General features: G+C 43.9%; 25 protein-coding genes. 9 read left to right on the top strand and 16 right to left on the bottom strand.

All coding sequences use genetic code 11. The annotated features are described in order from the left end of the window. The first annotated feature begins 82 nt into the window (after positions 1-82). The 4 genes from HWN40_RS05050 (at position 83) to trpA (ending at position 3809) form a co-directional block, all read left to right on the top strand. Entirely contained in the window at positions 83-889 is an 807-nt protein-coding gene (locus tag HWN40_RS05050; RefSeq protein WP_176964716.1) for a hypothetical protein, read from the top strand. Positions 890-1000: 111 nt separating this feature from the next. Then, positions 1001-1801, top strand: coding sequence for an indole-3-glycerol-phosphate synthase (locus tag HWN40_RS05045; protein ID WP_176964715.1), 801 nt, complete (start codon positions 1001-1003; stop codon positions 1799-1801). 20 nt (positions 1802-1821) lie between these two features. Continuing rightward, complete coding sequence (gene trpB, locus HWN40_RS05040) at positions 1822-3036, top strand: tryptophan synthase subunit beta (RefSeq protein ID WP_176966290.1); 1215 nt, start codon at positions 1822-1824, stop codon at positions 3034-3036. After that, the gene (trpA, locus tag HWN40_RS05035; protein WP_176964714.1) at positions 3033-3809 is read left to right on the top strand and encodes a tryptophan synthase subunit alpha; all 777 of its coding nucleotides are present in this window, start codon (positions 3033-3035) and stop codon (positions 3807-3809) included. The genes trpB and trpA overlap by 4 nt, the downstream gene beginning before the upstream one ends. A 29-nt stretch (positions 3810-3838) precedes the next feature. Here trpA and ftsY read toward each other — a convergent pair whose 3' ends face one another. The 13 genes from ftsY to HWN40_RS04970 all read right to left on the bottom strand — a co-directional run bounded on the left by ftsY (position 3839) and on the right by HWN40_RS04970 (position 12134). Next, the gene (ftsY, locus tag HWN40_RS05030; RefSeq protein WP_176964713.1) at positions 3839-5116 is read right to left on the bottom strand and encodes a signal recognition particle-docking protein FtsY; all 1278 of its coding nucleotides are present in this window, start codon (positions 5114-5116) and stop codon (positions 3839-3841) included. A gap of 38 nt (positions 5117-5154) precedes the next feature. After that, positions 5155-5601 carry a prefoldin subunit alpha gene (gene pfdA / locus HWN40_RS05025; protein ID WP_176964712.1) on the bottom strand — a complete coding sequence of 149 codons (447 nt, stop codon included), beginning with the start codon at positions 5599-5601 and terminating at the stop codon, positions 5155-5157. Between the two features lie 3 nt (positions 5602-5604). Next, positions 5605-5781 (bottom strand): 50S ribosomal protein L18Ae, encoded by a 177-nt coding sequence (rpl18a, locus tag HWN40_RS05020; RefSeq protein ID WP_176964711.1) that lies wholly within the window; start codon positions 5779-5781, stop codon positions 5605-5607. A gap of 38 nt (positions 5782-5819) precedes the next feature. Then, positions 5820-6470: a translation initiation factor IF-6 gene (locus tag HWN40_RS05015; RefSeq protein WP_176964710.1), complete on the bottom strand. Its 651-nt coding sequence runs from the start codon at positions 6468-6470 to the stop codon at positions 5820-5822. Between the two features lie 45 nt (positions 6471-6515). Next, positions 6516-6782 (bottom strand): 50S ribosomal protein L31e, encoded by a 267-nt coding sequence (locus tag HWN40_RS05010; protein ID WP_176964709.1) that lies wholly within the window; start codon positions 6780-6782, stop codon positions 6516-6518. A 13-nt stretch (positions 6783-6795) separates the two neighbouring features. Beyond that, complete coding sequence (locus tag HWN40_RS05005) at positions 6796-6951, bottom strand: 50S ribosomal protein L39e (RefSeq protein WP_176964708.1); 156 nt, start codon at positions 6949-6951, stop codon at positions 6796-6798. 121 nt (positions 6952-7072) lie between these two features. After that, positions 7073-7669 carry a DUF7411 family protein gene (locus HWN40_RS05000; RefSeq protein WP_176964707.1) on the bottom strand — a complete coding sequence of 199 codons (597 nt, stop codon included), beginning with the start codon at positions 7667-7669 and terminating at the stop codon, positions 7073-7075. 11 nt (positions 7670-7680) lie between these two features. After that, positions 7681-8040, bottom strand: coding sequence for a DNA-binding protein (locus HWN40_RS04995; protein WP_176964706.1), 360 nt, complete (start codon positions 8038-8040; stop codon positions 7681-7683). Positions 8041-8108: 68 nt separating this feature from the next. After that, on the bottom strand, positions 8109-8558 hold the full coding sequence (locus HWN40_RS04990; protein ID WP_176964705.1) for a 30S ribosomal protein S19e: 450 nt from the start codon (positions 8556-8558) through the stop codon (positions 8109-8111). A gap of 121 nt (positions 8559-8679) precedes the next feature. Beyond that, positions 8680-9963 (bottom strand): adenylosuccinate synthase, encoded by a 1284-nt coding sequence (locus tag HWN40_RS04985; RefSeq protein WP_176964704.1) that lies wholly within the window; start codon positions 9961-9963, stop codon positions 8680-8682. 44 nt (positions 9964-10007) lie between these two features. Next, the gene (locus HWN40_RS04980; RefSeq protein ID WP_176964703.1) at positions 10008-10364 is read right to left on the bottom strand and encodes a hypothetical protein; all 357 of its coding nucleotides are present in this window, start codon (positions 10362-10364) and stop codon (positions 10008-10010) included. Positions 10365-10420: 56 nt separating this feature from the next. Then, complete coding sequence (locus HWN40_RS04975; protein WP_176964702.1) at positions 10421-11251, bottom strand: CPBP family intramembrane glutamic endopeptidase; 831 nt, start codon at positions 11249-11251, stop codon at positions 10421-10423. Position 11252: 1 nt separating this feature from the next. After that, positions 11253-12134, bottom strand: a complete 882-nt coding sequence (locus tag HWN40_RS04970; RefSeq protein WP_176964701.1) for a DUF1616 domain-containing protein — start codon at positions 12132-12134, stop codon at positions 11253-11255. Positions 12135-12456: 322 nt separating this feature from the next. On the opposite strand from HWN40_RS04970, the gene HWN40_RS04965 reads away from it, so the two are divergent. From HWN40_RS04965 to asnB (HWN40_RS04945), 5 genes are all read left to right on the top strand, one after another. Further along, positions 12457-12660, top strand: coding sequence for a hypothetical protein (locus tag HWN40_RS04965; protein WP_176964700.1), 204 nt, complete (start codon positions 12457-12459; stop codon positions 12658-12660). A 99-nt stretch (positions 12661-12759) separates the two neighbouring features. Beyond that, positions 12760-14031: a lipopolysaccharide biosynthesis protein gene (locus tag HWN40_RS04960; protein ID WP_176964699.1), complete on the top strand. Its 1272-nt coding sequence runs from the start codon at positions 12760-12762 to the stop codon at positions 14029-14031. A gap of 106 nt (positions 14032-14137) precedes the next feature. Continuing rightward, the gene (locus tag HWN40_RS04955; protein ID WP_176964698.1) at positions 14138-15961 is read left to right on the top strand and encodes a hypothetical protein; all 1824 of its coding nucleotides are present in this window, start codon (positions 14138-14140) and stop codon (positions 15959-15961) included. A gap of 134 nt (positions 15962-16095) precedes the next feature. After that, positions 16096-17940, top strand: a complete 1845-nt coding sequence (gene asnB / locus HWN40_RS04950) for an asparagine synthase (glutamine-hydrolyzing) (protein WP_176964697.1) — start codon at positions 16096-16098, stop codon at positions 17938-17940. Between the two features lie 60 nt (positions 17941-18000). Beyond that, entirely contained in the window at positions 18001-19845 is a 1845-nt protein-coding gene (gene asnB, locus HWN40_RS04945) for an asparagine synthase (glutamine-hydrolyzing) (protein WP_176964696.1), read from the top strand. Positions 19846-19882: 37 nt separating this feature from the next. Here asnB (HWN40_RS04945) and HWN40_RS04940 read toward each other — a convergent pair whose 3' ends face one another. The 3 genes from HWN40_RS04940 to HWN40_RS04930 all read right to left on the bottom strand — a co-directional run bounded on the left by HWN40_RS04940 (position 19883) and on the right by HWN40_RS04930 (position 22968). Continuing rightward, a complete protein-coding gene (locus HWN40_RS04940) occupies positions 19883-20902 on the bottom strand; it encodes a GNAT family protein (protein ID WP_176964695.1) in 1020 nt (339 codons plus the stop codon). A 34-nt stretch (positions 20903-20936) separates the two neighbouring features. Continuing rightward, positions 20937-21800, bottom strand: a complete 864-nt coding sequence (locus HWN40_RS04935; protein ID WP_176964694.1) for a GNAT family N-acetyltransferase — start codon at positions 21798-21800, stop codon at positions 20937-20939. A gap of 115 nt (positions 21801-21915) precedes the next feature. Next, positions 21916-22968 (bottom strand): polysaccharide deacetylase family protein, encoded by a 1053-nt coding sequence (locus HWN40_RS04930; RefSeq protein ID WP_176964693.1) that lies wholly within the window; start codon positions 22966-22968, stop codon positions 21916-21918. Between the last annotated feature and the right edge of the window lie 10 nt (positions 22969-22978).

Below are 22978 nucleotides of genomic sequence, written 5' to 3'. Positions count from 1 at the left end.
AAATCTCAAACAACAAACTAGTAACATTTACACACAATGATAATATATAAATAAAATAAATATAATAAAATAGTAGACAGATATGAATTCAGGACTACTGCTAAGCGGCACAATATCTTTTGCAATCATGCTCTCATCCCTTGCATTCGCATGGGTACTGTCCAGAAACAAGGACCAGTATAATGAAAGTAGCAAACCTGCACTTTTTTCACTGATTGTCTTCTGGTCGATAGTGGGGCTGACATACTTGCCTACAGCCGCAAGGATGTTTTGTGCATACCTGAATAACCAGGAACTTGATGCTATTTTTTATTTCATAGCAGCGGTCCCTTTTGCATTTGTATCGGTCCCACTTGTTTTTTTTATAATCTATGTAATAACCGGTAGTGAGAGAATCGGAGAGTATATTGCATTCGTATTCACACTAATAGGAGCAGCCTATCTTGCCTTCTTATATAATAGTGGCATAGTAGGACCAATTGTCACCGAATGGGGATCCATTTTTATGATCAACAGTGATGCTGCCATAAATCTGTACATGATGGGACTTTTTGTGATTCCCACATCTATGATACTTGGTCTGCTTTTGTTGATACTGCTTCAGAGAATGCCAAAAAGAATACGCTACAGAACAGCTCTACCCTTGGTAGCGATTTCCTTTGTATTCGATTTCATGCTCACGGACATGATAGCTATACTGGATGTGATGCAAATATTTGCCAGGGTCTTTGTTCTTATCGGTACCGTACTTGCATACCTTGCATATTTCCCGCCAGTAACAGTCCAGGAAAAGCTAGGAATACAGGAGCAAATAGAGGACATCCAATATGCTGAACTGGTAGATTCCAACATGGAGTTCTTTTCGAAGGATAAAAGTGGGAATCACTAAACAGAACCAGTTTATCTTTAAGTAACTAAATAATAAAGCAAAACCGCTATTCTTAAATACCTTGCGTCCTATGTACGAAGTTGTACATTATAGGTCAAAAGTGGTTATTCAATGCATTCCGTAATAAACAATATCATCCAGTCTACTGAACAGAGGATATCGCAAATAAAGGAAGAAGAAGAAGCTAAAAAAAACGAATACATAGATACGGATAAGCGAGATATAGTCAGTAAAATCAACGAAAAAAAATCCCAGAACAAAGTTGCTGTCATAGCTGAGGTAAAACCGGCATCGCCTGGAAAGAAATTAAGAGACATCAATCCGGAGGATGCAGCTTTTATTGCCAGTGAAATGGAGAGGGCAGGCGCAGTGGCAATATCCGCACTTACAGAGCCTCAATTTTTCCATGGGTCCATCGGTAACCTGGAAGCTGTCAGGAAAAAAGTAATGCTTCCCGTACTTCGCAAGGACTTTATAATCAATAAGCTCCAGTTTGAGGAAGTCAGAAGTGATCTTATATTACTAATAGCAGGTATTCTTGAAGATCACCTTGAAGAAATGGTTGACATTGCCATTGAAAAAGGCTTTGAGCCACTCGTTGAAGTCCATAATGAAAATGAACTTGAAAAAGCACTTAAAACAAAGGCAAGGATCATTGGTATCAATAATCGCAATCTTAGCACGCTTGAAATTGACCTCGATACCACCCTCAAACTGATCCCGGTCATAAAAGAATTTGACAGGATCAATGGTTCACATCATATCATAATCAGTGAAAGTGGAATGCATAATGCTGACGATATTAGAAAAGTAATTGATGCCGGGGCCGACGCGGTACTTGTGGGGACTTCGATAATAAAAAGCGGCGAAATATATGCCAAAACCCGGGAACTTGTTAATGCACTTGATTAATTACGAGATGGAGGAAGATGATGAAAAAATCAATGTATGGTAAATTCGGAGGACAATTTGTTCCCGAAGTACTGATGCCAGCACTTACAGAGCTTGAAGAAGCGTATGAAAAATACAAGGATGATCCCAAGTTCCTTGCAGAACTTGATTATTACATGAAAGATTTTGCTGGAAGGGAGACTCCCCTGTATTTTGCAAAAAATCTCAGCAAAAAGTATGGAATCAAGATTTATCTTAAAAGAGAGGATCTTGTTCACGGTGGTGCCCATAAACTGAATAACACCCTTGGACAGGCTCTTCTGGCTAAATACATGGGAAAAAAACGTCTCATTGCCGAGACCGGAGCCGGACAGCACGGTACTGCAACTGCCATGGCAGCGGCTAATATGGGATTTGAATGTGAAGTTTATATGGGTGCTAAAGACATTGTGCGGCAACATATGAATGTCTATAGAATGGAACTTATGGGCACCAAAGTAAACTCTGTGGAATCCGGTTCCAGAACGCTCAAAGATGCCATCAACGAAGCTTTTCGAGACTGGGTCACCAATGTGGAAAACACACATTATCTCATTGGCTCAGTTGTCGGATCACATCCCTATCCTATGATCGTCAGAGATTTCCAGAGTGTCATAGGTAAGGAAGTAAAAGAGCAGATAATGGAAAAGGAAGGTCGTTATCCTGACTCCATAGTTGCCTGCGCCGGAGGCGGAAGTAATGCAATGGGCATATTCCATCCGTTTGTTGAAGACACTGAAGTCAAACTTTTCCCGGTGGAAGCAGGAGGAAAAGAAATGAAGATCACTGAGAAAGAAGCTTTGCATTCATCGTCGCTTTGTGTCGGAGAAGAAGGAATACTCCAGGGAGCACACACACTGATACTTCAGGACAAGTACGGACAGATCCTTGAATCAAGTTCAGTTTCCGCTGGGCTCGACTACTCCGGAGTGGGGCCGGAACTTGCCCACCTTGCGGATATTGGCAGAATCACACCATGTAATGTGAGTGACGATGAGGCATTGGAAGCATTTTACGAGCTGAGCAGACTGGAAGGTATAATCCCCGCACTGGAGTCATCCCATGCCGTGGCATATGTGATGAAGATGGCAAAGACAGGCGAACTGGGAGACCTTGTTGTCATCAATCTGTCAGGACGAGGAGACAAGGACCTTGAATCGGTGTTCAGGATAATGGAAGAAGGTAAAGAAAAAGAGGAAAAGGAGGCCTGCAAGTGAAAATAGAAGATAGATTTAACGAACTTAAACAAAAGGGAGAGAAAGCCCTTATCGCCTATGTCTGTGCGGGTGATCCTTCTGCCGAAGCTACCAGGGAAATTGTGCATTCCCTTGTAAAAGGTGGTGCTGATATCGTGGAATTGGGGCTTCCATTCTCTGACCCGGTTGCAGACGGCCCGACTATCCAGGCTGCATCCACCCGCGCACTGGAAGCCGGCATGAACCCGGACCTGTATTTTGAAATGGCAGCATCGATGGATGTGAATGTCCCTCTGGTCTGTATGACGTACTATAACCTGATCTACAAGAGAGGAACTGAGAAATTTGCCAGAGATTGCGCAAATTCAGGAATAACAGGAATAATCGTACCTGACCTTCCGGCAGAGGAAGCCGATGAGCTGCATGAGGCCTGTAAGAAGCATGGTGTTGATCTGATATTCCTCATCACACCGGTGACAACCAAATCAAGGATGAAGAATACGCTTGAGAGGACTTCCGGCTTTGTTTACATCGTATCACGTCTTGGAGTAACAGGTGAAAGAGTGGATGTGGCAGAATCCACAAAGGAGATACTCGGGCGTATCCATACCGAGGTCCCAAAAGCAGTGGGTTTTGGCATTTCCAACAAGAAGCAGGCTGCTGAAGTTATCAAAGCCGGGGCAGATGCAGTTATCGTCGGTTCTGCGTTTGTGAATATCATTGCCTCAGGTAATGATGTCAATGAAAGGATAGAAAAACTTGCATCCGAACTAAAACAGGGTTGCAGGACTTAATCAAAAAAAGAATGAAAAAGGGAGTGGGATCATTCTGCAAAGAGCTGGTCCACAAACCATTGCGGATCGAACTTTTGGAGATCATCATATCCCTGACCCATTCCCAGAAAGAGGATGGGTTTTCCTGTAATGTAGGCTATTGAGATCGCTGCTCCGCCCTTGGCGTCGGCATCCGTCTTGGTCAGGATCGAACCATCAACCGGAACCGCATCATTGAACTGGGCAGCACGTTCCACGGCATCGTTACCTGCCACGGCCTCATCAACAAATATCATAAGGTCAGGTGTGCTTACACGGCAGACCTTCTTTAACTGTTCCATGAGATTAACATTGGTGTGCATACGCCCGGCTGTATCCGAGAGCACAACGTCCACATTGTTTGCCTTTGCATGCTGTACGGCATCATAGACAACAGCAGCCGGGTCACCCTGCTCCTGGTGTTTTATTATTTTCACGCCGACCTTTTCCGCATGTATTGCAAGCTGGTCTATTGCCCCTGCCCTGAAAGTATCACCTGCCGCAACAACCACAGAATAGCCCTGATCTTTCAGACGCTTTGCAAGTTTTGCAATTGAGGTTGTTTTACCGGTACCGTTTATCCCTACAAAAACGATATGTACAGGCTTTTCAGCATCTTTTATGTATTCATCGAGATCGAATACGTTTGCGCTCATCACATCAAAAATAGCCTTTTTGAGCGCACCTTCAACGATATCACCTGTGTTCTTGCCTATGCGACGCCTTGTGCCCACAAGCTGTTCCTTGACAGATTCAACAATGGCTTCGGAGACCGACAGAGCAATATCGCTTTCAAGAAGTGCCATTTCAAGCTCCCAGAGAGGTTCTTCGAGGTCATCTTCTTCGAGGATGAACTCACGCTCGAACATAAGAGCCTTGGCTTTCTGGGCAAAACCCGTCTTTTTAGGCTTCTCAGCTTCGGCCTCTGTTTCAGCTTCAATTTCTTCTTTTTCTTCCGGTATCTCCGGCTCCTCAGCCTTTTTAAATCCTCTTTTCCAGAAAGATTTTTTTTCGCCTTTTGATTCAGTTGGCTCTTCTGCTTCTTCCTCTTCAGATACAGTAGTTACCGGAGTTTCCACCTGAGTCTGTTGAAGGTCATCAGAATCTGTTTCAGCTACTTCAGACTCTATCGGAGCCTGTGATACAGTTTCCTGTAAGCCGGATTCCGTACTTTCATCAGCTACCTCAGTTTCCGGCTTTTCGGATTCTACCTCTACAGCCTTCTCATCTATCTTGCTTCCGAGCTTTTCTGTAAAGCCACTGAGTTTTGATTTGAGTTTATTGAACACTTGATCAAACCTGCAATGAATAAAAAAAATAGAAGGGATTACTGTTGAGTCTGTCCCTGTTGCCCCTGCGCCTGTTGCTGCTGTCTGGAAATAAAAGATTCAATCGCCTGCATCTGCTGGGATAGCTGGGCCAGAGAGGCATTCATGTTCTCGTATGCCTTCTCGAGTTCTGCTTTACGCTTTTCCATTATCTGTTTTGCATCATCGAGAGGACGCTCAACGGAAACACCTGAGCCGATATCCACTACAACCTTATCAGCGGAGGTGATATTGGCATATACAAATGAACCGGAACCTATCGGGAACATCATCTCCGTGCCCTCTTCAACATTTACAAGCTCTTCGATTGTTTTCAGGACCTTAGTACAATCATCTACAGAGAATTTAACCATGGTCAACTGCTGTTGAATCGCCTCTGCACGTTTTTTGAGCTCCTGGTACTGCATTGCAAGTGCCCGGGGATCCTGTTCATTCATACCTGCCATGGATTATGCCTCTGTTATACTTTCGATACGGACATAGTTCCTTTTTATACCGTGCTTGCTTCCGAACAAAGAGTAAACCTTATCAAGAGCGTTTTTCTCATTCTGACTTTCAACTTCCTTCGTGAATTTTTCCCACGCAATTCCTGCTTTGAAAGTACCTTTAACCTGGAATGTCTTCATATGAAATCACCTGTAAAACTGTTTAGAATAAACATAACTTAGAAACCCAGCGCATCCTCGATCCTTCCAAGTTCATGCCCTGTAGTCTGGGAGCCTGCAACATAACCCTTTGAATTGGCAAGTACACCGGAACCCACCATTTGGGTACCAAAGTTACTGGTACCGACATCTACTGGCAGGTCAAATAACTCTTCCAGATTTGCTAATTCATCGTTGCTTGCCCTGGGATGTACAAGAAGTCCCCTGTTAGTTGCGACCCCTGCCATACCTACAGTCCTGATACCACCGATGGTGCCCCTTTTTACATCTACGTTCAGAGCCTTTGCAATCTTTTCTACAGAAGAATCACTAAGTTCGGGATGTACCAGAGCTGCCGAATCATTGGCAAGGACCACGTTACCTACCGCATTCAGCTTTCCCGGCAGTTCATGTACCGGGATGTCAAGTTCATCCATACCTCTCACACTTGAATTCCTGGAAACAAGCAGGCCATTGGAGTTACCTCTGCAAAGAGAGCCTACAACGGTGCTGCCACTGACAAGCGTCAGGATGACCGGTACGTCAAGTCTTTCCTCAAGCGATTTACAGACATCCGGTTTTGTACCCAGTGGAACCAGAGCGAATTTTTCCGTACATGTTGCAAAAGCCCCGATAATGGGGCTTTCGTTGATGTTCAGTGTATGTATCATTATCTACCGCGTATGATCTTGTCGTAGATGATAGGTTTGCTAAGCTTATGCAAGTTCGGCCTGGACTTCTCCGTCCTCGAACTTTGCAGCCCTTACACGAATGGACAATGGTGGCTTCTCAGAACCACGTTCCCAGAGTTTTTCGTTCAGGGTCTTGTCCATTTTGATCATCTCCGGGTCGACCTTCATGTGTCTTGTAAGGTAGTCCCTTACAACTTTAACAGCTCTGGTAGACCTCTTCCATCTTGGAGCCTCTTTTACAGAGCGAAGAGGAATTGTGTATATCTGTTCTGTTACTGCGTCATCTGCCATAATCTTCACCTACTCATTTCACTTTAAGACTGCTTCTTCTCCAGTGTCTTCTCTTGGGGTGGCCGACGACCTTCCTGTTGGTCTTGACAATTGCCCAGACAGGCACCCTGTGGTTCTGCCTGTGAGCTTTAGCCAGCCTCATTTTCTGTCCTTTGGTATTGTGACTCACTTGTCTCACCTGTATTATGGATTATAATTAATATATAAAGTTCCGATCAAGGTCTGAATCTATAACATAACCATTGTATAAATCTTTAATCATGTTTGCCAGACTGCATCCTTATTCGGTCCTAGCTCTTTCGTTCAATAACATGAGACTGGACATGTGCAGGAAAAACATCATTTATCTTTTCCGGCCCATCCTTCTGCCTGATCATCTCACGAAGCTCAGTCTCATAATCGGCTTTGATGACATTATCACTCTGATCTTCCTCGATCACCAGATATCTGTCTACCAGTTCATTCACAGCCGCGCGTCCGTATCCCTTAAGCGGAGACATATAGTGTACGCCGTTGCGATCCTCAATGCTCCTTATACGGGAAATGTCAAGCACCGGAACACGGTCATCCCGTCTGATACCGTCCGCAATGAAATTCACATCCGCATCCTTTGCAAGTCTTTCAACTGCAGCACTGTGGATGTAATTTATAGCATTTTTCGGGAAACCATCTTTTATGACCATAGCATATGCCTTTTCAAGCACCGGCATATCAAGCCGGACAACCCTGTGTGCAAATCCCAGATTTTCAGCAGTTTCACGGGCAATGTCCCCGACAGGAAGCAGCGAAAAGCTGCATGTCACAAGTTCGACATCAAAGAACGGCTCCAGCAGAATAGCTGCAAGGGAGCTGTCCTTTCCTCCGCTGAAAAGAACAGAGACCTGCATCAAAGGCCAGCTCACATACGCTTAATGGTTGGTTCGCGCTTTTTCGGCTGCATCTGAAGCAGAAGCTGCTTGAGCTTCTCGTCATCTATCTTGGACTGAAGCCTGCCGTTCTGGGCAAGCATTATCAACTGAGATTCAAGCTGCTCTACCATCTCTTTACGGGACATCTTCAATGTGCTCAGACGTTCACGTGCTTCAGGTGTCAGAATCTGGCGAAGAATTGCCTGTTTTTTCGCTTCCATTTCAGCCTTTGCCTGCTCCTGCTGCATTGCTGCCTGCATGTCGCCTGCACCCATCTGCTGCTCGGAAGCCTGCTGTTGCTGAAGCTGCTCAAGTCTTTTTCTTCTTATTTCTTCAAGATCATCCGCCATGTAATCACCTAGCTTAAAGAGATGTTAGTGGTACATCCTTATTAGTGTTATTGAACAGATAACGGGGCTTAGTATTTTGCAAGCCCGGGTATCTTCTCTACTAGTTCCTCTTTTACCTCGTGTGCGCTGTTATCAAGCAGCTTCTGTCCCTGAGGTGACACGACACGACCTCTTTTCAGAGTGCGTACAAAACCTGCGTTCTCAAGCTGTTGAAGCACAAGCCTTGCGATGGAACCGCTTCCCTTTGCCTTATGATAGGGGCTGGAACCCATGTCCTTCTTGCCGCCATAAACAGAGCGTAGCCTTTCAACGCCTATGGGACCTTCTTTATATACTGTCCTGAGGACCGCAGCACAACGTGTATACCACCATTCTTCATCTATAGGCGGCATTTCCTTGTGTGCACCGGTCTTTACAAATGCTGCCCACTCAGGGGGGTTAACATTTTCGTTACCTTTAAGTTTCCCTGCGACATTGCCGATCAGTTCGGCTGCAGGAACATCATATGCAGTTGTCATCTTATTCTCCTTGTAACTTAGATATTATCAATTTCATGGACTCAATGAAATATCTGGTTTCGTTCGTGCTGGAGTTTGTTCTGTAAACTCTTGAGAAGTATATACGTTTTTCGGCAGAATATCAGTTACCCGTTTCCTTTCTGAATGTCTGCTCCCTTGCGGGACCTACGGACACATACTCAACAGGCACTCCCATCTTTTCTTCAAGGTAAAGAACATAGCTCCGGGCAGCTTCCGGCAGTTCATCAAAGCTCTTAACACCTGTGAGATCTCCTTTCCATCCCGGCAGATCCTCATATACAGGTTTGCATTCTGCAAGTTCTTCGGTATCCTCCGGAGGATAGTCCAGTACCTGCCCGTTGAGTTCATAGGAAACACATACCCTGATGGGATCCAGATCTGACAGGACATCCAGTTTAGTCAGTGCAATAGAAGTATACCCGTTCAGATATACCGCCTTTTTCAGAAGAGGAAGATCGAACCATCCGCAGCGCCTGGATCTCCCGGTTGTGGTACCAAACTCTTTGCCGACCTCCTGTATCTGCCTTCCTGCCTCATCATGCAGTTCGGTTGGCAGCGGTCCTTCTCCTACGCGTGTAATATAAGCCTTGACTATTCCAAGAACGTTATCGACCTTAGTTGGACCGACACCCAGATTTGCGCATGCAGAACCTGCGATAGTACATGAAGATGTCACAAACTTCTGGGTACCATGGATCACATCGAGGTGGCTGCCCTGTGCACCTTCGGCAAGTACATTCTTACCTTTTTCCAGAGAACGGTTGATCTCATAGGATACATCGGTGATATACGGAGCAAGGCGTTTGCCAAGTTCTATATACTTCCCCACAAGGCTCTCATCTGTAACAATCGCAGGATCACCGTCAAGCTCCTGTATGGCCGATGCCTTTGACGGAGCAAGTTCTGCCAGCCTGCGTAGAAGACGTGTCTCATCTGCAACGTCAGCCATCTGTATCTCATCCCTGGCAACCTTATCAATATAGGCAAAACCGATACCACGTTTGGTAGTGCCTATCTTTTCAGTTCTCTTTGATTCCCTCAGACCATCCAGTTCAATATGATAAGGCATAATGATGCTGGTCTTGGCATCTATACCGAGTTTTTCAGGACTTATCTCGATGCCACCCTCCGCAAGCATCTCGATCTCCCTTAGCAGCACCTCCGGGTTCATTACGGTACCCGGACCGATCAGGACCCTGGAATCAAGAAGGAAACCTGAAGGAATAAGATGAAGCTTGTAGACATCATCTCCGACCTTTACTGTATGACCTGCATTGTCTCCTCCCTGGAAACGTACAACCAGGTCATATTCGCCGGACATGAGGTCAACTACTTTTCCCTTACCTTCATCACCAAATTGAGCACCTGTGATAATCGTGAACATGGGTGCAGGATTATTCTGTTGGCTTAATAAAGTTTTGATTGCACTCAGAGGTCCTCATCAAAAACTATCATGCGCATGCCTTCGTCAAAAAGTGCACTGCCGCTTTTGTAGCAGCGCAGGGTTTTGGCAATGCCCATGTCTATAAGAGTGTCTATGAGTTTTTCCGCAAGACTTATACTTACATTGAACTCGGACTGAAGCATGTAAACAGCATCCTGCCTCCTGATAGAATAGTTACATGCCCGGGTTTTCTTATCCGACGTGCAGGGATCATAGCTTTCACACCTGCTAACCCTGGAACTGTTCTTGAAATGGATCGCAAGGCCCTGCCATGAGTAAACATTATGCATGCCCTTGATGCCGTACAGATTGGCCTTCGTACGATCCTTGTGATTCAGCATATATGAGAATATACTCTTAAATTTATAATTACTTTTTGTATACTACTATTTTGATGTCACAACAGCCCCAGTCCTGCCCCCGTAATGGGTATCAAAACAAAAAGGAATATATTGGCAAAACTGTGTGCAAGCACAACAAGAGGAAGGCTGCGTGTCTTCTGGTACATATAACCCAGAACAAAGCCTGCCAGTGTTGTAACAAGGATCTCGGCAGGCTCACCATACCCTGAGTGCATGATACCGAACAGTACACTGGCAAATATCAATCCTGCATTCAGACCGAAAAGGTTTTCCAGTCTGAACTGGAGGATCGATCTGAAGATAAGCTCTTCAACCAGGCCCACAAAAAAGAATACGATCACAGCAATACCTATCATATCCTCCATTGACATTCCTGCAGCAAGATAACCCGGACCTATGGCAATATATTCACCCTCTGCAATAAGAAAACCAACTACTATCGAGAGAGGAATATAGCGAACTATGTGTCTGAAAGTAACACCAAGATCGGATGCCGACAGGTTCTGATGCCTGATCAGAAAGAAGAGGGGAATCAGCATGGGAGCATAGATGTTGACATACATAAAGATAGGAACATCTGAAAGAGGCATTGAAACATTGATAATCCTTACAAGAGGCAGAAGTATCAGTGCCTGCAGGGAACAGAGTATATCTGTATCCCTTATCCATATCGTCGAAAACGCTATTCCTATAAGTGTCAGGAAATGAAGTGTGAGACTTATCTGCAGCATACCTGCAAAAAGCAGGATTTCTGCAAGCACTATGGATATGATGAAAGCCACAACCACTTTTTCTGAAGTCAGCTCGAAATCTGTCATTGTGCCATAAGAAGTACGTTTACCGGAACTGTTATCGTCAAATTCCATTTTAATCCTCCGTCACATCAATCCATAAATGCAGCTCCCTGTAAGGAACTGTGAGATCATCTTCCCTGTAAAGTAAGAACTGCAACTTCCTGTTCTCACCCGCATCCTCCGGAGTGAAAGTGATGCGCTCTTCCCACCTGCCGTCATCTTCAAGGTCAATATTCTCGTATTCATCCGAAAGGGGTAGCGATCTATTATCAAGCCGCATTTCCAGTTTGTAATTTGCAGCTTCACCCTCGTGGTTCTTTACTCCGACTATCACACTGCCGCTCTCACCGGCACTCAGCTCACCAGGGTAATCGGCTGCTGTACCGTTTATACCCAGTATATAGAATTCAGTATACTGCTCTCCTTCCCTGGGAGTAACAAGTGCATAGGCAAGTGTTACCGTCGCAAGGATAATAGAGAACAAAAGAAGCATTGTCAAAGCCCGGTCAAGTCCGGTCCTTCTTGATGTGATATCGGCTTTTAAGGACTTTAAAACAAAACCAATGTTTATGGAAAAGGCTGCTCCCCTGGGTAGCTGGTGTCTTCTTATGATCGTGATGATACACATAAACATAATATACAATGAAAGTGTGGCCATTATCGGACCAAGTGTTATGCCCCATGGACTGAAGTTAAGAGCAAAACCAAACACAGGTACTATAACTATGCTCAATCCCAGGCTCAAAACAAGACGTTCCAGTCCTTCCAGATCATCCTTTCCGGGAAACAGTGCGCTTACAAGTACATATCCCGGTACGAAAAGTAACACAGGAAGACCTATTACCGTGCGCAGGAAGACAGCGCCCGGAGACAAAACAAGTATTAAAATATCCAGAAATAATACCATTGCAGCCACTAATAATATGTCTACAGGTATCTGTTCTTTGACACCCATTAAATTTCCACTCCAAAATCCTATAAGAGTTAAAGGTTTATAAATATTATACATTTGCACTTATTTGATAAGCTCTAACCGGCCGGCAGACCTACAAGCAAAATCGAAGTCATAAGAAGTGGTTCACTCACCACCGTAGTTGTTCAACCTTTTTATTTAAGAATTGATTCGGATAGTAAGAGTTAAGTTCATTAAAAGAGTAATGTTATCTGTCCTTATTGAAGGGCGAGTTGGAGTGGGTTTAATGTTAGCGGTGCTTATACATCCAAGTATTTTAATAAATCTGGGCTCAGCGGAGAATGCCGCGACAGAAGCAATTAATATGAGCATAAACAACGGCATATCCGATTACAGTGTATTCGGAGCTCTTGCCTTGATCATCCTGCTTGCGTCTAAAAAGATGCTAAAGGCGTCCGATGAATGGAACAAGAATCTCAGTTCATTCTTCGAGATGAGCATTGTACCATTGACAATAGCATTCTTAGCAGTGATAATCTTCTATATAATGCAGCTGATGAGCCAATAATGGGATTATTTACTAGAAATTGTAGAGCCGTTTCCGTTAGCAAATAACGGTTTATTAGAGAATTCTTTGGACCGGGTCTATCTCATAAGTGATACATATATGAAAATATTGCATATACTCGATTGCATAAAAGAAAAATCTGTATTCAGCACAGATCATCTTTTTACAAGCCTTAAGGACCCACTTTACAGAAACTCGGTTTTCCTGCTACTTGGAAGATTGCTCAACGTAGGTGTAGGGTTCTTATTCTGGCTGATGGCGGCAAGGCTATATCCTACCGAAGAAGTGGGTGTTGCCACTGCACTGATATCATCCCTCGGATTGATAGTTTTCATTTCCAGCCTGGGATTTAACTTCTCTCTTATTCGCTTTATAAACATGAATATAAAAGAGAATGTCCTGAGCACCTCTATCGTAATTACGACCATAGCATCCGCCTTTATGGCAACAATATACCTGGTGATAGTAAACGATGTGCTTCACAGCATTTCCCTGCTGCAGAAATCAGGTTATGCACTGTTCTTTTTCATAACTGTGGTGACTAACTCCATGTTCTTCATGAGCGGAGAAGCCTTCAAGGCCCTGAGGGATACAAAGGATTTTTTCATGCAGAACCTTGTGCTTTCTGTCAGGGTTCCTCTGCTCTTGCCTCTCGTGTTTCTGGGAAACTTCGGGATATTCGGGGCAATTGGCGTCACATACATCGTTTCGACAATTTTCAGCATCTATCTCCTGAATAGAAGAACAAACATAACTGCAAAGATAGACAAAGGATACCTTAAAGATTCATTTACCTTCTCATCTGGCAACTATATCTCAAACCTGCTGTATGAAAGCCCTTCACTGATAATGCCGACCATAATACTGAGCCTTCTTGGAAAAGAAGAGGCTGCTCTGTATTATATTGCATTCTCAATAAGCAATCTGATCTGGATAGCACCCATGTCAATGAGTACATCACTGTTTATAGAAGGGAGCTACGGAGAGGGATTAAAAAGAAATCTTATAAGATCCGGCGGTGCAGTGCTCATACTGCTGATACCCAGTATTATCATAATATACTTCTTTGGTAATACTATATTGCAATTGTTCGGAAAGGACTATGTAGAGTCTCTGTCCCTGCTTCATGTCCTGGCGCTGTCAAGTTTCTTTGTAGCTTTGCACAATTTCTTCGTGCCCATATTGAATCTGCAGATGAAGGTAAAAGAGCTTATCAAACTCAATTTTATCAGGTTCTCACTGTTGATCGGACTTTCATATATACTGCTGACACCATATGATATACTGGGATTCGGTTATGCATGGATGATCACCTACGTGATCCTGACAGTGATCACATTAAGGATATCCAGGAAAGAGGGATGGATTTAAATCATATAACTAAAAATTTAATAGTGGTTAAGGGGTTGTTAATTTGTGGGGTTCTAAAAGTAAGTATAGGACCACCTTCGGGTTGGTCTTGTTCGGAAGCTATGTGATGGCGTTTATAGGTCTGGCCATACCCGTTCTGACGGGGCAGTCAAACCTGACACTACTGGGTACATATCTGGCAGTACCAATGTTCCTGGCACCTCTTGTTTATGCTCTGCAGAGCAAGAATACGGGATACATGCCGGAGATAAAAGACGAATATTTCAAGTTATTCCTTTCTGCTTTTTTCATATTATTCAGCATATCCCTTATATTATTACATGATAGTCTGATCAGACCATACAGTTATTACGGTGTCATTGCTGTTATGGCCCTGCTTATAATGAGCCAGATACTTTTCTTCAGGAGTTCGCAGAAAAGGTCCTGGATCATCCTCTTTCAGATAATGATATTGCTTCTTGATATTATCTGGGGAGTAAATCTGAACTACTTCTACTTCATTGAGCGAACGGATATTTTCTTCCATTCATGGATGATGCAGATACTGGTTGAAGGCGGGCGGATAACAGATGCCTTTGAACTCTATTCATCCTTCCCGCTATGGCATATACTGGGTGCTTCTGTATACCTTGTCACGGCACTTGACATAACTACATACAAGATACTGTATCTGACAAATGGTATAATTTTTGCATTCATTCCGCTGGCCACTTACCTGCTGTCAAAGAAGATATTCAACGAAGAAAAGCTGGCACTTGTCACTGCTCTCTTTGTAGCCTTATATCCGGAGATACTGAAATACGGCCTTGCCGCAATTGCAAGAAGCAGCGTCTCCTTCATTGAGGTGTTGTTAATACTTGCCCTCTTATATAACAGAAACACCGAAAAAACATTCCTGGCGCTTATACTCACAGTTGCCATAATCGCTTATCATACAGTATCCATACCCTTTGTGCTTGCAATATTGCTGGTACTGTTCATACTGCAGAGGATATACAGTATAAGTAAGGACCAGAGGATAGCAGATATCGACTATATGGCATTTGCCGTGGCTGCGACTTTTGGATACTGGATATACATATCGCTCGATCTTTTTGGTACCGTTATCAGAAACGCATTGGCCACCGCTCCGAGTAGCATCTCAACCGAATCGGTAATGCTGGCTCCGGCCCAGGAACTGTTCAATTACCTGCAATATTCACCGATTCTTTTCTTTGTACTGATAGGAACACTGGAAGCCATGAAAAGAGAAAATATATCAGAGTCTGCAAAAGTCTTATGTCTGACAGGACTACTTGCGACAGCGGTATCTTTTCCTGGACCCGGTTTTCTCATCAGCAAACTCGGAGAGCACCTTAACATAGAAAGGTTCGGGGAATATACATTCCTGTTCATAGTTATTGTAGCAGCCTTTGGCTTTTACACAAGTTACTTAAGGTCAAAGAAAAATGCCAAAAAAGTGCTGATCATCCTGTTCCTGGCGCTGGCGCTCCTATCCGTTTCAAATGACTTTGTAGCGTCTGACAACCCTCTTGTCAAAAGGCCTTTCTATACATTCTATCTGACAGAAGAAGAAACCAATGGTTTTGACCATGCTGGAAACCTCGCGGAAGGAAGGGTGATGGTGGATTTTGTTACCCACAGATACATGGAAATTGCACCATATCAGGAAAAGATCAACATACTGGAAGTGGACCCTTCCGAAAACGAGTTCCTGCGATCTAATAGTTCGGAGCTGATACTGGTCAGGACAGGCGAGCTGAATAAAAGACCGCTTAAACTGGCTACGATCGAAGAGGGAGAATTCGTCGCCAAGCCTACAATGGAATCGTTACTGGACTATTACTATGCAGATGACACGCAACTGTGGTCCTCCCTGGAGGATTACAATAAAGTATATGAGTCCAGCAGCGTGGCAACCTATACATGATCATTACTGTCTCTGGAAATAGTTAACAGGAGCGTAGACTGTGGAGAAATAAAAATTAATCATACTTATAAAAAATAGGATGATTAATCAGGAATTTTTATAAGGTAATAAACAGAGTAATATAGTGTGGTAAAATGTGTGGGGTTATAGGTTTCAACTGGAAGGATGAGTTACTACTCAATCAAATGTGTAAAGCTATAAAGCATAGGGGACCCGATGGGAAAGGAATATACCTGGACGATAAGGTATCCCTGGGACACAACAGGCTTGACATTCTGGATAAATCAGGCACTGATAAACAGCCCATGTCAGATGAGAATAATGCGATAGTTCTGACATATAACGGAAGGGTATACAATTTCCCGCAGATCAGGGAAGAACTCATCGCAAAGGGATATAAGTTCAAAAGCCGGTCCGATGCAGAGGTTATATTGCATGCCTATGAGGAATACGGCACAGACTGTGTGCAGCACTTTAATGGCATGTGGGCATTCTGCATCTATGATAAGACAAAGAATATGCTTTTTTTGAGCAGGGACAGGTTCGGAATTAAACCCCTGTACTATTACTTTGACGGAGAAAGGTTCATATTCTCATCCGAGATCAAGGCAATCCTTGAGCATGATGTGCCCCGGAAAGAGAACAGAGGGGTAATTTTCGACTATCTTTACTTCAATCTGACAGACCACAGCGAGGAAACATTTTTCAAGGATATTAAAAGGCTTATGCCAAGCCATAACATGATATTCGATCTTTCAGACAGGAAGCTCAAGATCAGCCGCTATTATGACATTACTAAAAATACAGTGGAAAGCGCCAACGATCCGGGAAAGATAAAAGACCTGTTTACAGATGCCGTCAACCGAGCGCTTGTAAGCGACGTGGCAATGGGAAGCTGTCTTAGCGGAGGCATTGATTCATCATCCATTGTCGTGACGATGAGAAACATAGATCCTGATGTGCAGATCAAAACCTTTTCCATGAAATTCCCCGGTGAGGCTATGGATGAGAGCCTGTACCAGAGAGCAGTGTATGAGAAAGTCAATTCCGTCAATTACGGCGTGACACCTCAACCCTCTGAACTCATAGAAGACCTGCATGAACTGTTCATGACCCAGGAAGAGCCTTTCAGCGGTACAAGCGTTTACGGCCAGTACAGAATAATGAAACTAGCAAATGAAACAGGAATAAAAGTGCTCATGGACGGACAGGGTGCCGACCAGGTGCTTTCAGGAAGTAGCTACTTCAATGGCTACTATTATTATGAGATGCTCAAACAGTTTGACGTGGCACAGTTGTTCAGGGAGGCAAGCCAGTACTATTCAAAATCAAAATCACTGATACCTCTTGTTTACCTCGGACTGCGTATGACACCAGGTGAGCTTAAGAGATATCTGTACAATCATCAGAAAGCACCTTACTTAAGCCGCAGGTTCCTCGAAGAGAATGCTGATCGCGAAGACATGAGGTGGCATATATCATCATTGCAGGAAGCCGCCTACAGCAGTATACTGTTCTATGCCCTTCCGCATCTTCTCAGGTTCGTTGACAAGAACTCAATGCGATTCTCCATTGAATCCAGGGTACCCTTCCTGGATCACACACTTGCAGAATATCTCCTGTCCATGCCGAATGAGCTAAGGGTATCCGACGGTACATCCAAATACGCATTCAGACTTGCAATGCAGGATGAGTTGCCGGAAAGTGTACTTGCAAGGCACGATAAGATAGGTTTTGAAACCCCTGAAGAGAAATGGTTAAAAGACGAGTCAGTTGTTCCCATCGTTAAAAGTATAATAGGGTCAAAAAGCTTTATGTCAAGGGATTTCTGGAACTGGGAAAGAGTCCAGAACATGTATGAGAAACTGTTAAAAGGTGAATCGTCTGCTATATTCGTGGGGACGGAAATATGGCGGTGCATATCAATTGAATTGTGGATGAGACTGTTCATCGAAAGACAGGAATTTATGGGTGAATAAAACTTCTCAGTTCCCGGCAAAAGGGGTTTTGTCAGAAATTACAAAAGGGAGAGTGATTGCATGTGTGGGATTACAGGGTTTAACTGGAAGGATGAACAGCTGCTTGGAAGGATGTGTGAGGCTATAAAGCACAGGGGACCTGATGATGGGGGGACGTATATAGATGATAAAGTTTCCCTGGGACACAGGAGACTGTCCATACTTGACCTGTCTGAAAAGGGCCACCAGCCAATGTTCAATGAAGACGGGACAATAGTCCTGATATATAACGGGGAGATATACAATTTTCTTGAGCTCAGAGAGGAGTTCATAAAAAAAGGCCGGAAATTTAAGAGTGATACGGACACTGAGGTCGTACTTCATGCCTATGAGGAATACGGGACAGACTGTGTGCAGCACTTTAACGGCATGTGGGCATTCTGTATCTATGATAAGACAAAGAATATCCTTTTTTTGAGCAGGGACAGGTTCGGAATAAAACCCCTGTATTACCATTTTGACGGAGAAAGGTTCATATTCTCATCAGAGATCAAGGCACTGCTTGAGCACGACTTGCCCAGAGAAGAGAATCGAAGTATAGTTTTCGATTACCTGTACTTCAATCTTACAGATCACTGTGAGGACACTTTTTTCAAGGGAATTAAAAGGCTTATGCCGGGCCATAACATGATATTCGACCTCTCCTCCGGAAAAATGGAAATCGAGAAATATTATGATGTGCAGTCCAGATTTGTAAAAGAGGAGGAGGATCACCAGAAGGTAAAGGAGCTCTTCACCGATTCTGTCAGAAAGCGACTTATTGCCGATGTTCCGGTCGGAAGTTGCCTGAGTGGAGGTATCGATTCCTCATCAGTGGTCGTTACAATGAGAAAAGTAGATCCCGATGCTCAGATCAAAACATTTTCCCTGCGCTTTCCGGGCGATTCCATCGATGAAGGAGAGTACCAGCAGCAGATAAATGAAATGGTCAACTCGATGAATTTTTGTGTCACACCCGATACATCAGATCTTATGAACGATCTTCAGGAACTGTTCCTGACCCAGGAAGAGCCGTTCAGCGGAACAAGTGTCTACGGCCAATATCGTGTAATGAAACTTGCCCGTGATAACGGGATGAAAGTACTTCTGGACGGCCAGGGGGCTGATGAAGTACTTGCAGGTTATCACTATTTTCACGGATACTATTACTATGAGCTGCTAAAAAGGCTTAACCTTTCCCTTTTACTGAAGGAAGCAAACGGTTGTTATGATAAATCCAGATCCTTTGCACCAATGATCTATCTCTTGCTGCGCATGACACCTTCAGGCATCAAGAGACTTATTTACAAGAATCGTAAGGTTCCGTTCCTGACCCCGGATTTCATTTCTGAGAATGAAGGAAGAAAAGACAAGAGGTGGGATATTTATACGTTAAATGAAGCACTTTACAGCAGTCTCGATACATACTCGCTGCCTCATCTGCTCAGATTCGAGGATAAGAACTCCATGCGATTCTCAATAGAATCAAGGGTGCCTTTCCTTGATTACAGGTTCGTTGAATATATGTTCTCCATGCCGCCCGGGCAGAAGATACATGACGGGACGACAAAATATGCTTTCAGGAAGGCAATGGAAGGTGAAGTACCTTCAAGCATACTTTCCAGGCACGATAAAATAGGTTTTGCAACGCCTGAAGAGAAATGGATGAAGGATGAAACTGTAAGGGAAATGATACAGGAGATCATCGACTCGGAGAGTTTCCGCGAAAGAGAATTCTGGGACTGGAAGATGGTAAAATCAATGTACGAAAAATTACTGGAAGGCAAGTCATCCAGCATTTTCGTAGGTACGGATATCTGGCGATGCATATCCATGGAATTGTGGATGCGTCTGTTTATTGACAGAGAGAATATTACTGCAGAATAAGGGTTCTTAGACCCTTAGCATTTTTTAGATCAGAAGATCAGATACTTTTGTTTTTCTTATAGATGTTGAAGAATGCCCATTCTGCCGCTTTACCGATCATATCTTTTTTCACCAGCCTGTATTTTACATGCAGTGAAGGGTTGAACTTGGCCTTGAATGCCGCAATATTTGGAACATCGGCTCCCCCAAGCTCAAGTATACTGTAATTTTTGTTCTGTCCCTTTTTGATCAGTTCCCAGTATAGGAATTCATTAACAGGAACATTGACATCCGGTTTTACATTGCCCAGCCACATGCTCATTCTCTTGTACTCTGCAGTCATCAGGCCGCCCAGTGTATTATCTTCTCCGTCCCTGATGTAGTACAGCTTAATATCCTCAGGATACAGGTCAAGTGCCTCTTCAAGATACTCTTTGCCGGCAACAGGGAATTTAAGCCCCTGTTCCCTGTAACGTTCAACCGAACTGCCATAGAACATGGAGACGTCATCACTCTCCACAAGCTTCAGATTATAGCTGTCAAGTTTTTTGATTGCACTTTTACGGGACGAACTAAAGCTTTTCAGGATATCGTCCAGAGGTCTATCCAGATCGATCATAAAGATAGTCATAGGATCAATGGCAAAGCCGTGCCACTTGAACGGCCGCACATCATAGAACATGGGAGTCAGCACAATCGAGACATAATTTACATTCATGCTATCGATCTTCTCTGAAAACAGCTTACCCATCTCGTACATGCGCTGACTTTTCTTACTCAGATTCATGACATCGCATCTGGGACTTATAACAAAACCAAGACAGGGAATAGCTGTCCCGGGAGGAGGAGAAAGAATCATCCTTATCCCATTCACCTTTTTCAAAAAAAGGGGTATGATACATATCAGTTCTTCCGTTATGTACACGCCCAGTGGATGCAGCTCACTGCCGGTATGCTTCTCCACTGTCCTCAGAAAATCCCATTTATGGAATATGGTCCCGTAAGGACTCTCATCTATAAACCGGTCCCAGAGCTCCGGGTCATCGATAGCTGATATATGAATACTCTCCCCTCCCACAGATCAGATATATATCCTGATATAGCGGATACAGTCAGAACTTGCTCTTCTTACAGACATTCAGGTAAGTCCATTCAGCCATTTTCCCCACAAGATCTTTCTTGAATATCCTGTAGTTGGTCTCGATAGCCGGATTGAACTGGGATTTGAAAGCACAGAGACGTGGAATGTCCGCTCCGCCAAGTTCGAGAAGCGGGAAATTCTCCTCTTTACCCTTCTTTATAAACTCCCAGTACATGAACTCGTTTACAGGAGCCTTTGTTTCCGGTTTCACGCTGCCGATCCACAAAGTAACACGCCTGTGCTCGGTTGTCATAACCGCCCCCACAGTATTGTCATCCTGATCCTTGATGTAGTATATCTTGATCTGGTCAGGATAGTATCGCCGCAGCTCAGTGACATACTCTTTGCTGGTAATCGGAAACTTCAGACCCTGCTCTTCATATCTCTCAACTGACAGATCGAACAACAGAGATACGTCGTCGTCTTCAACGAGATACATACCATCATGCTTTTTCTTTTTGATGATCTTTCTCTTTGAAACATTGAAATCGTTGAGTATATCCTCAAGAGGTTTTTCCAGATCGATCACGAATGTATACAGCGGATCGATCATGAAGCCGTTCCACTTGAAAGGTCTTATGTCATTGAATGAAGGGGTCAGTAGAATGGATACGTAGTTAGCACCCAGACGCTCGATCTCCTCTGCGAACAATTCCCCCATTTCATACATTCTCTGGCCTCTTTTGCTCTGTTTCATAGCATCAAGCCGGCCACTCACCACAAATCCGAGATAAGGTATTCCGGTCTGCGGAGGAGGAGAAAAGACAAGCTTTACCCCATGAATGCTCCTGAAGAAAAGAGGGATCACACAGATCAATTCTTCTGTTATATACATACCAAGAGGATATAATGTGTATCCCGTATGCTTTTCTACCGTATGTAAAAAGTCCCACCTGTGGAAAATAGTTCCGTAAGGGCTCTCTTCAACAAATGTATCCCACTCCTGTGGGTCATGGATAGTTGATATATGTATTGTTCCACCACCTGTAAATATCTTCACCACTTGTTATCCAAGCATTCTTCTGATTGCAGTAATCAAGTATCTTAATGTAAAGATTCTTCCAGTCCTTCCTGAAAGGTGTACTAAAGGAACTATTATGCCATAACAATGTGATTATACCGTTATACTGCTCTCCGGTATCCAGTATTCCCTTTATAAGTTCCCATGCGTCTTTAAAAGACGCAGTACAATTAAAGAGGGCAGCGTCCATAGCAACAAGGGGAATCTCCAGGATGTCCAGTTCTTTGCTACCCCCAACATCAAAGGGCCTGAATGGATGACACAGGCCGTTCCTGAACCCCACCGCATTGTTGAATCCCAGTGTGCTGTCATATCTGAACCCTGCCTTTGACAGGATCTCCCAGGAATCTGTCATTTTAAAACGCAGATAATGATTCCTGAAACCTATCACTTTCTTACCAAGAACGTTTTCCAGTTTTTGCTTTTCTTCCGCGAGTTTATCATAACTTGCGTATGAAAAATAGCCACCATGCAGTCCTACCTCACATCCCCTGTCTACTATCTCCCCCATATAGCTTTCAGCATCCTCGATATTATATCTGAACCTGCGTGGGTCCTTTTCAGCGGTCAGGAAATAAAACGAGGATTTTGCCCCGTAACTTTCCTCGATGTCCATTATTTCCCTGAAGTTAAGATAAGGCGAACTATTCTTACCATTGAGCCTCCATAACGCATGTTTTTTCAACTGACCCAGGTTCGCACCTTTAACAGAATGCAATACCGAGAGCAGAGTATGCGGCAGGGGAGGATATATGTCATCAACATCATGTGTCAGACATACGGCGAATTTCTTCTCCTCCGGCAGGACCACTTCAAACCCGCTGTCTATTAAAGAGCGGGATACTTCAGGACACAGGACATCACTGAGCTGACAACGATCATAATCGAAAAAACTGTCAACACTCGAGTGCATCATGAAGTCTTCGTCCTTGCCGATGAACTTCGACCATATATCCGGATTCTGCCTTATTGATTCATACATGACAACACCC

The organism is Methanolobus zinderi (assembly GCF_013388255.1).
GTDB lineage: Archaea > Halobacteriota > Methanosarcinia > Methanosarcinales > Methanosarcinaceae > Methanolobus > Methanolobus zinderi.
Note: the sequence above shows the minus strand (reverse complement) of the source record. Positions and strands in the feature narration are given on the sequence as shown.

Bases quoted from the DNA above. Each gene is read 5' to 3' on its own strand.
- HWN40_RS05050 (WP_176964716.1), top strand. From the start codon at position 83: ATGAATTCAGGACTACTGCTAAGCGGCACAATATCTTTTGCAATCATG.
- HWN40_RS05045 (WP_176964715.1), top strand. From the start codon at position 1,001: ATGCATTCCGTAATAAACAATATCATCCAGTCTACTGAACAGAGGATA.
- trpB (WP_176966290.1), top strand. From the start codon at position 1,822: ATGAAAAAATCAATGTATGGTAAATTCGGAGGACAATTTGTTCCCGAA.
- pfdA (WP_176964712.1), bottom strand. From the start codon at position 5,601: ATGGCAGGTATGAATGAACAGGATCCCCGGGCACTTGCAATGCAGTAC.
- rpl18a (WP_176964711.1), bottom strand. From the start codon at position 5,781: ATGAAGACATTCCAGGTTAAAGGTACTTTCAAAGCAGGAATTGCGTGG.
- HWN40_RS05015 (WP_176964710.1), bottom strand. From the start codon at position 6,470: ATGATACATACACTGAACATCAACGAAAGCCCCATTATCGGGGCTTTT.
- HWN40_RS05010 (WP_176964709.1), bottom strand. From the start codon at position 6,782: ATGGCAGATGACGCAGTAACAGAACAGATATACACAATTCCTCTTCGC.
- HWN40_RS05000 (WP_176964707.1), bottom strand. From the start codon at position 7,669: ATGCAGGTCTCTGTTCTTTTCAGCGGAGGAAAGGACAGCTCCCTTGCA.
- HWN40_RS04995 (WP_176964706.1), bottom strand. From the start codon at position 8,040: ATGGCGGATGATCTTGAAGAAATAAGAAGAAAAAGACTTGAGCAGCTT.
- HWN40_RS04990 (WP_176964705.1), bottom strand. From the start codon at position 8,558: ATGACAACTGCATATGATGTTCCTGCAGCCGAACTGATCGGCAATGTC.
- HWN40_RS04985 (WP_176964704.1), bottom strand. From the start codon at position 9,963: ATGTTCACGATTATCACAGGTGCTCAATTTGGTGATGAAGGTAAGGGA.
- HWN40_RS04980 (WP_176964703.1), bottom strand. From the start codon at position 10,364: ATGCTGAATCACAAGGATCGTACGAAGGCCAATCTGTACGGCATCAAG.
- HWN40_RS04975 (WP_176964702.1), bottom strand. From the start codon at position 11,251: ATGGAATTTGACGATAACAGTTCCGGTAAACGTACTTCTTATGGCACA.
- HWN40_RS04970 (WP_176964701.1), bottom strand. From the start codon at position 12,134: ATGGGTGTCAAAGAACAGATACCTGTAGACATATTATTAGTGGCTGCA.
- HWN40_RS04965 (WP_176964700.1), top strand. From the start codon at position 12,457: ATGAGCATAAACAACGGCATATCCGATTACAGTGTATTCGGAGCTCTT.
- HWN40_RS04960 (WP_176964699.1), top strand. From the start codon at position 12,760: ATGAAAATATTGCATATACTCGATTGCATAAAAGAAAAATCTGTATTC.
- HWN40_RS04955 (WP_176964698.1), top strand. From the start codon at position 14,138: ATGGCGTTTATAGGTCTGGCCATACCCGTTCTGACGGGGCAGTCAAAC.
- asnB (WP_176964697.1), top strand. From the start codon at position 16,096: ATGTGTGGGGTTATAGGTTTCAACTGGAAGGATGAGTTACTACTCAAT.
- asnB (WP_176964696.1), top strand. From the start codon at position 18,001: ATGTGTGGGATTACAGGGTTTAACTGGAAGGATGAACAGCTGCTTGGA.
- HWN40_RS04935 (WP_176964694.1), bottom strand. From the start codon at position 21,800: ATGTATATAACAGAAGAATTGATCTGTGTGATCCCTCTTTTCTTCAGG.
- HWN40_RS04930 (WP_176964693.1), bottom strand. From the start codon at position 22,968: ATGTATGAATCAATAAGGCAGAATCCGGATATATGGTCGAAGTTCATC.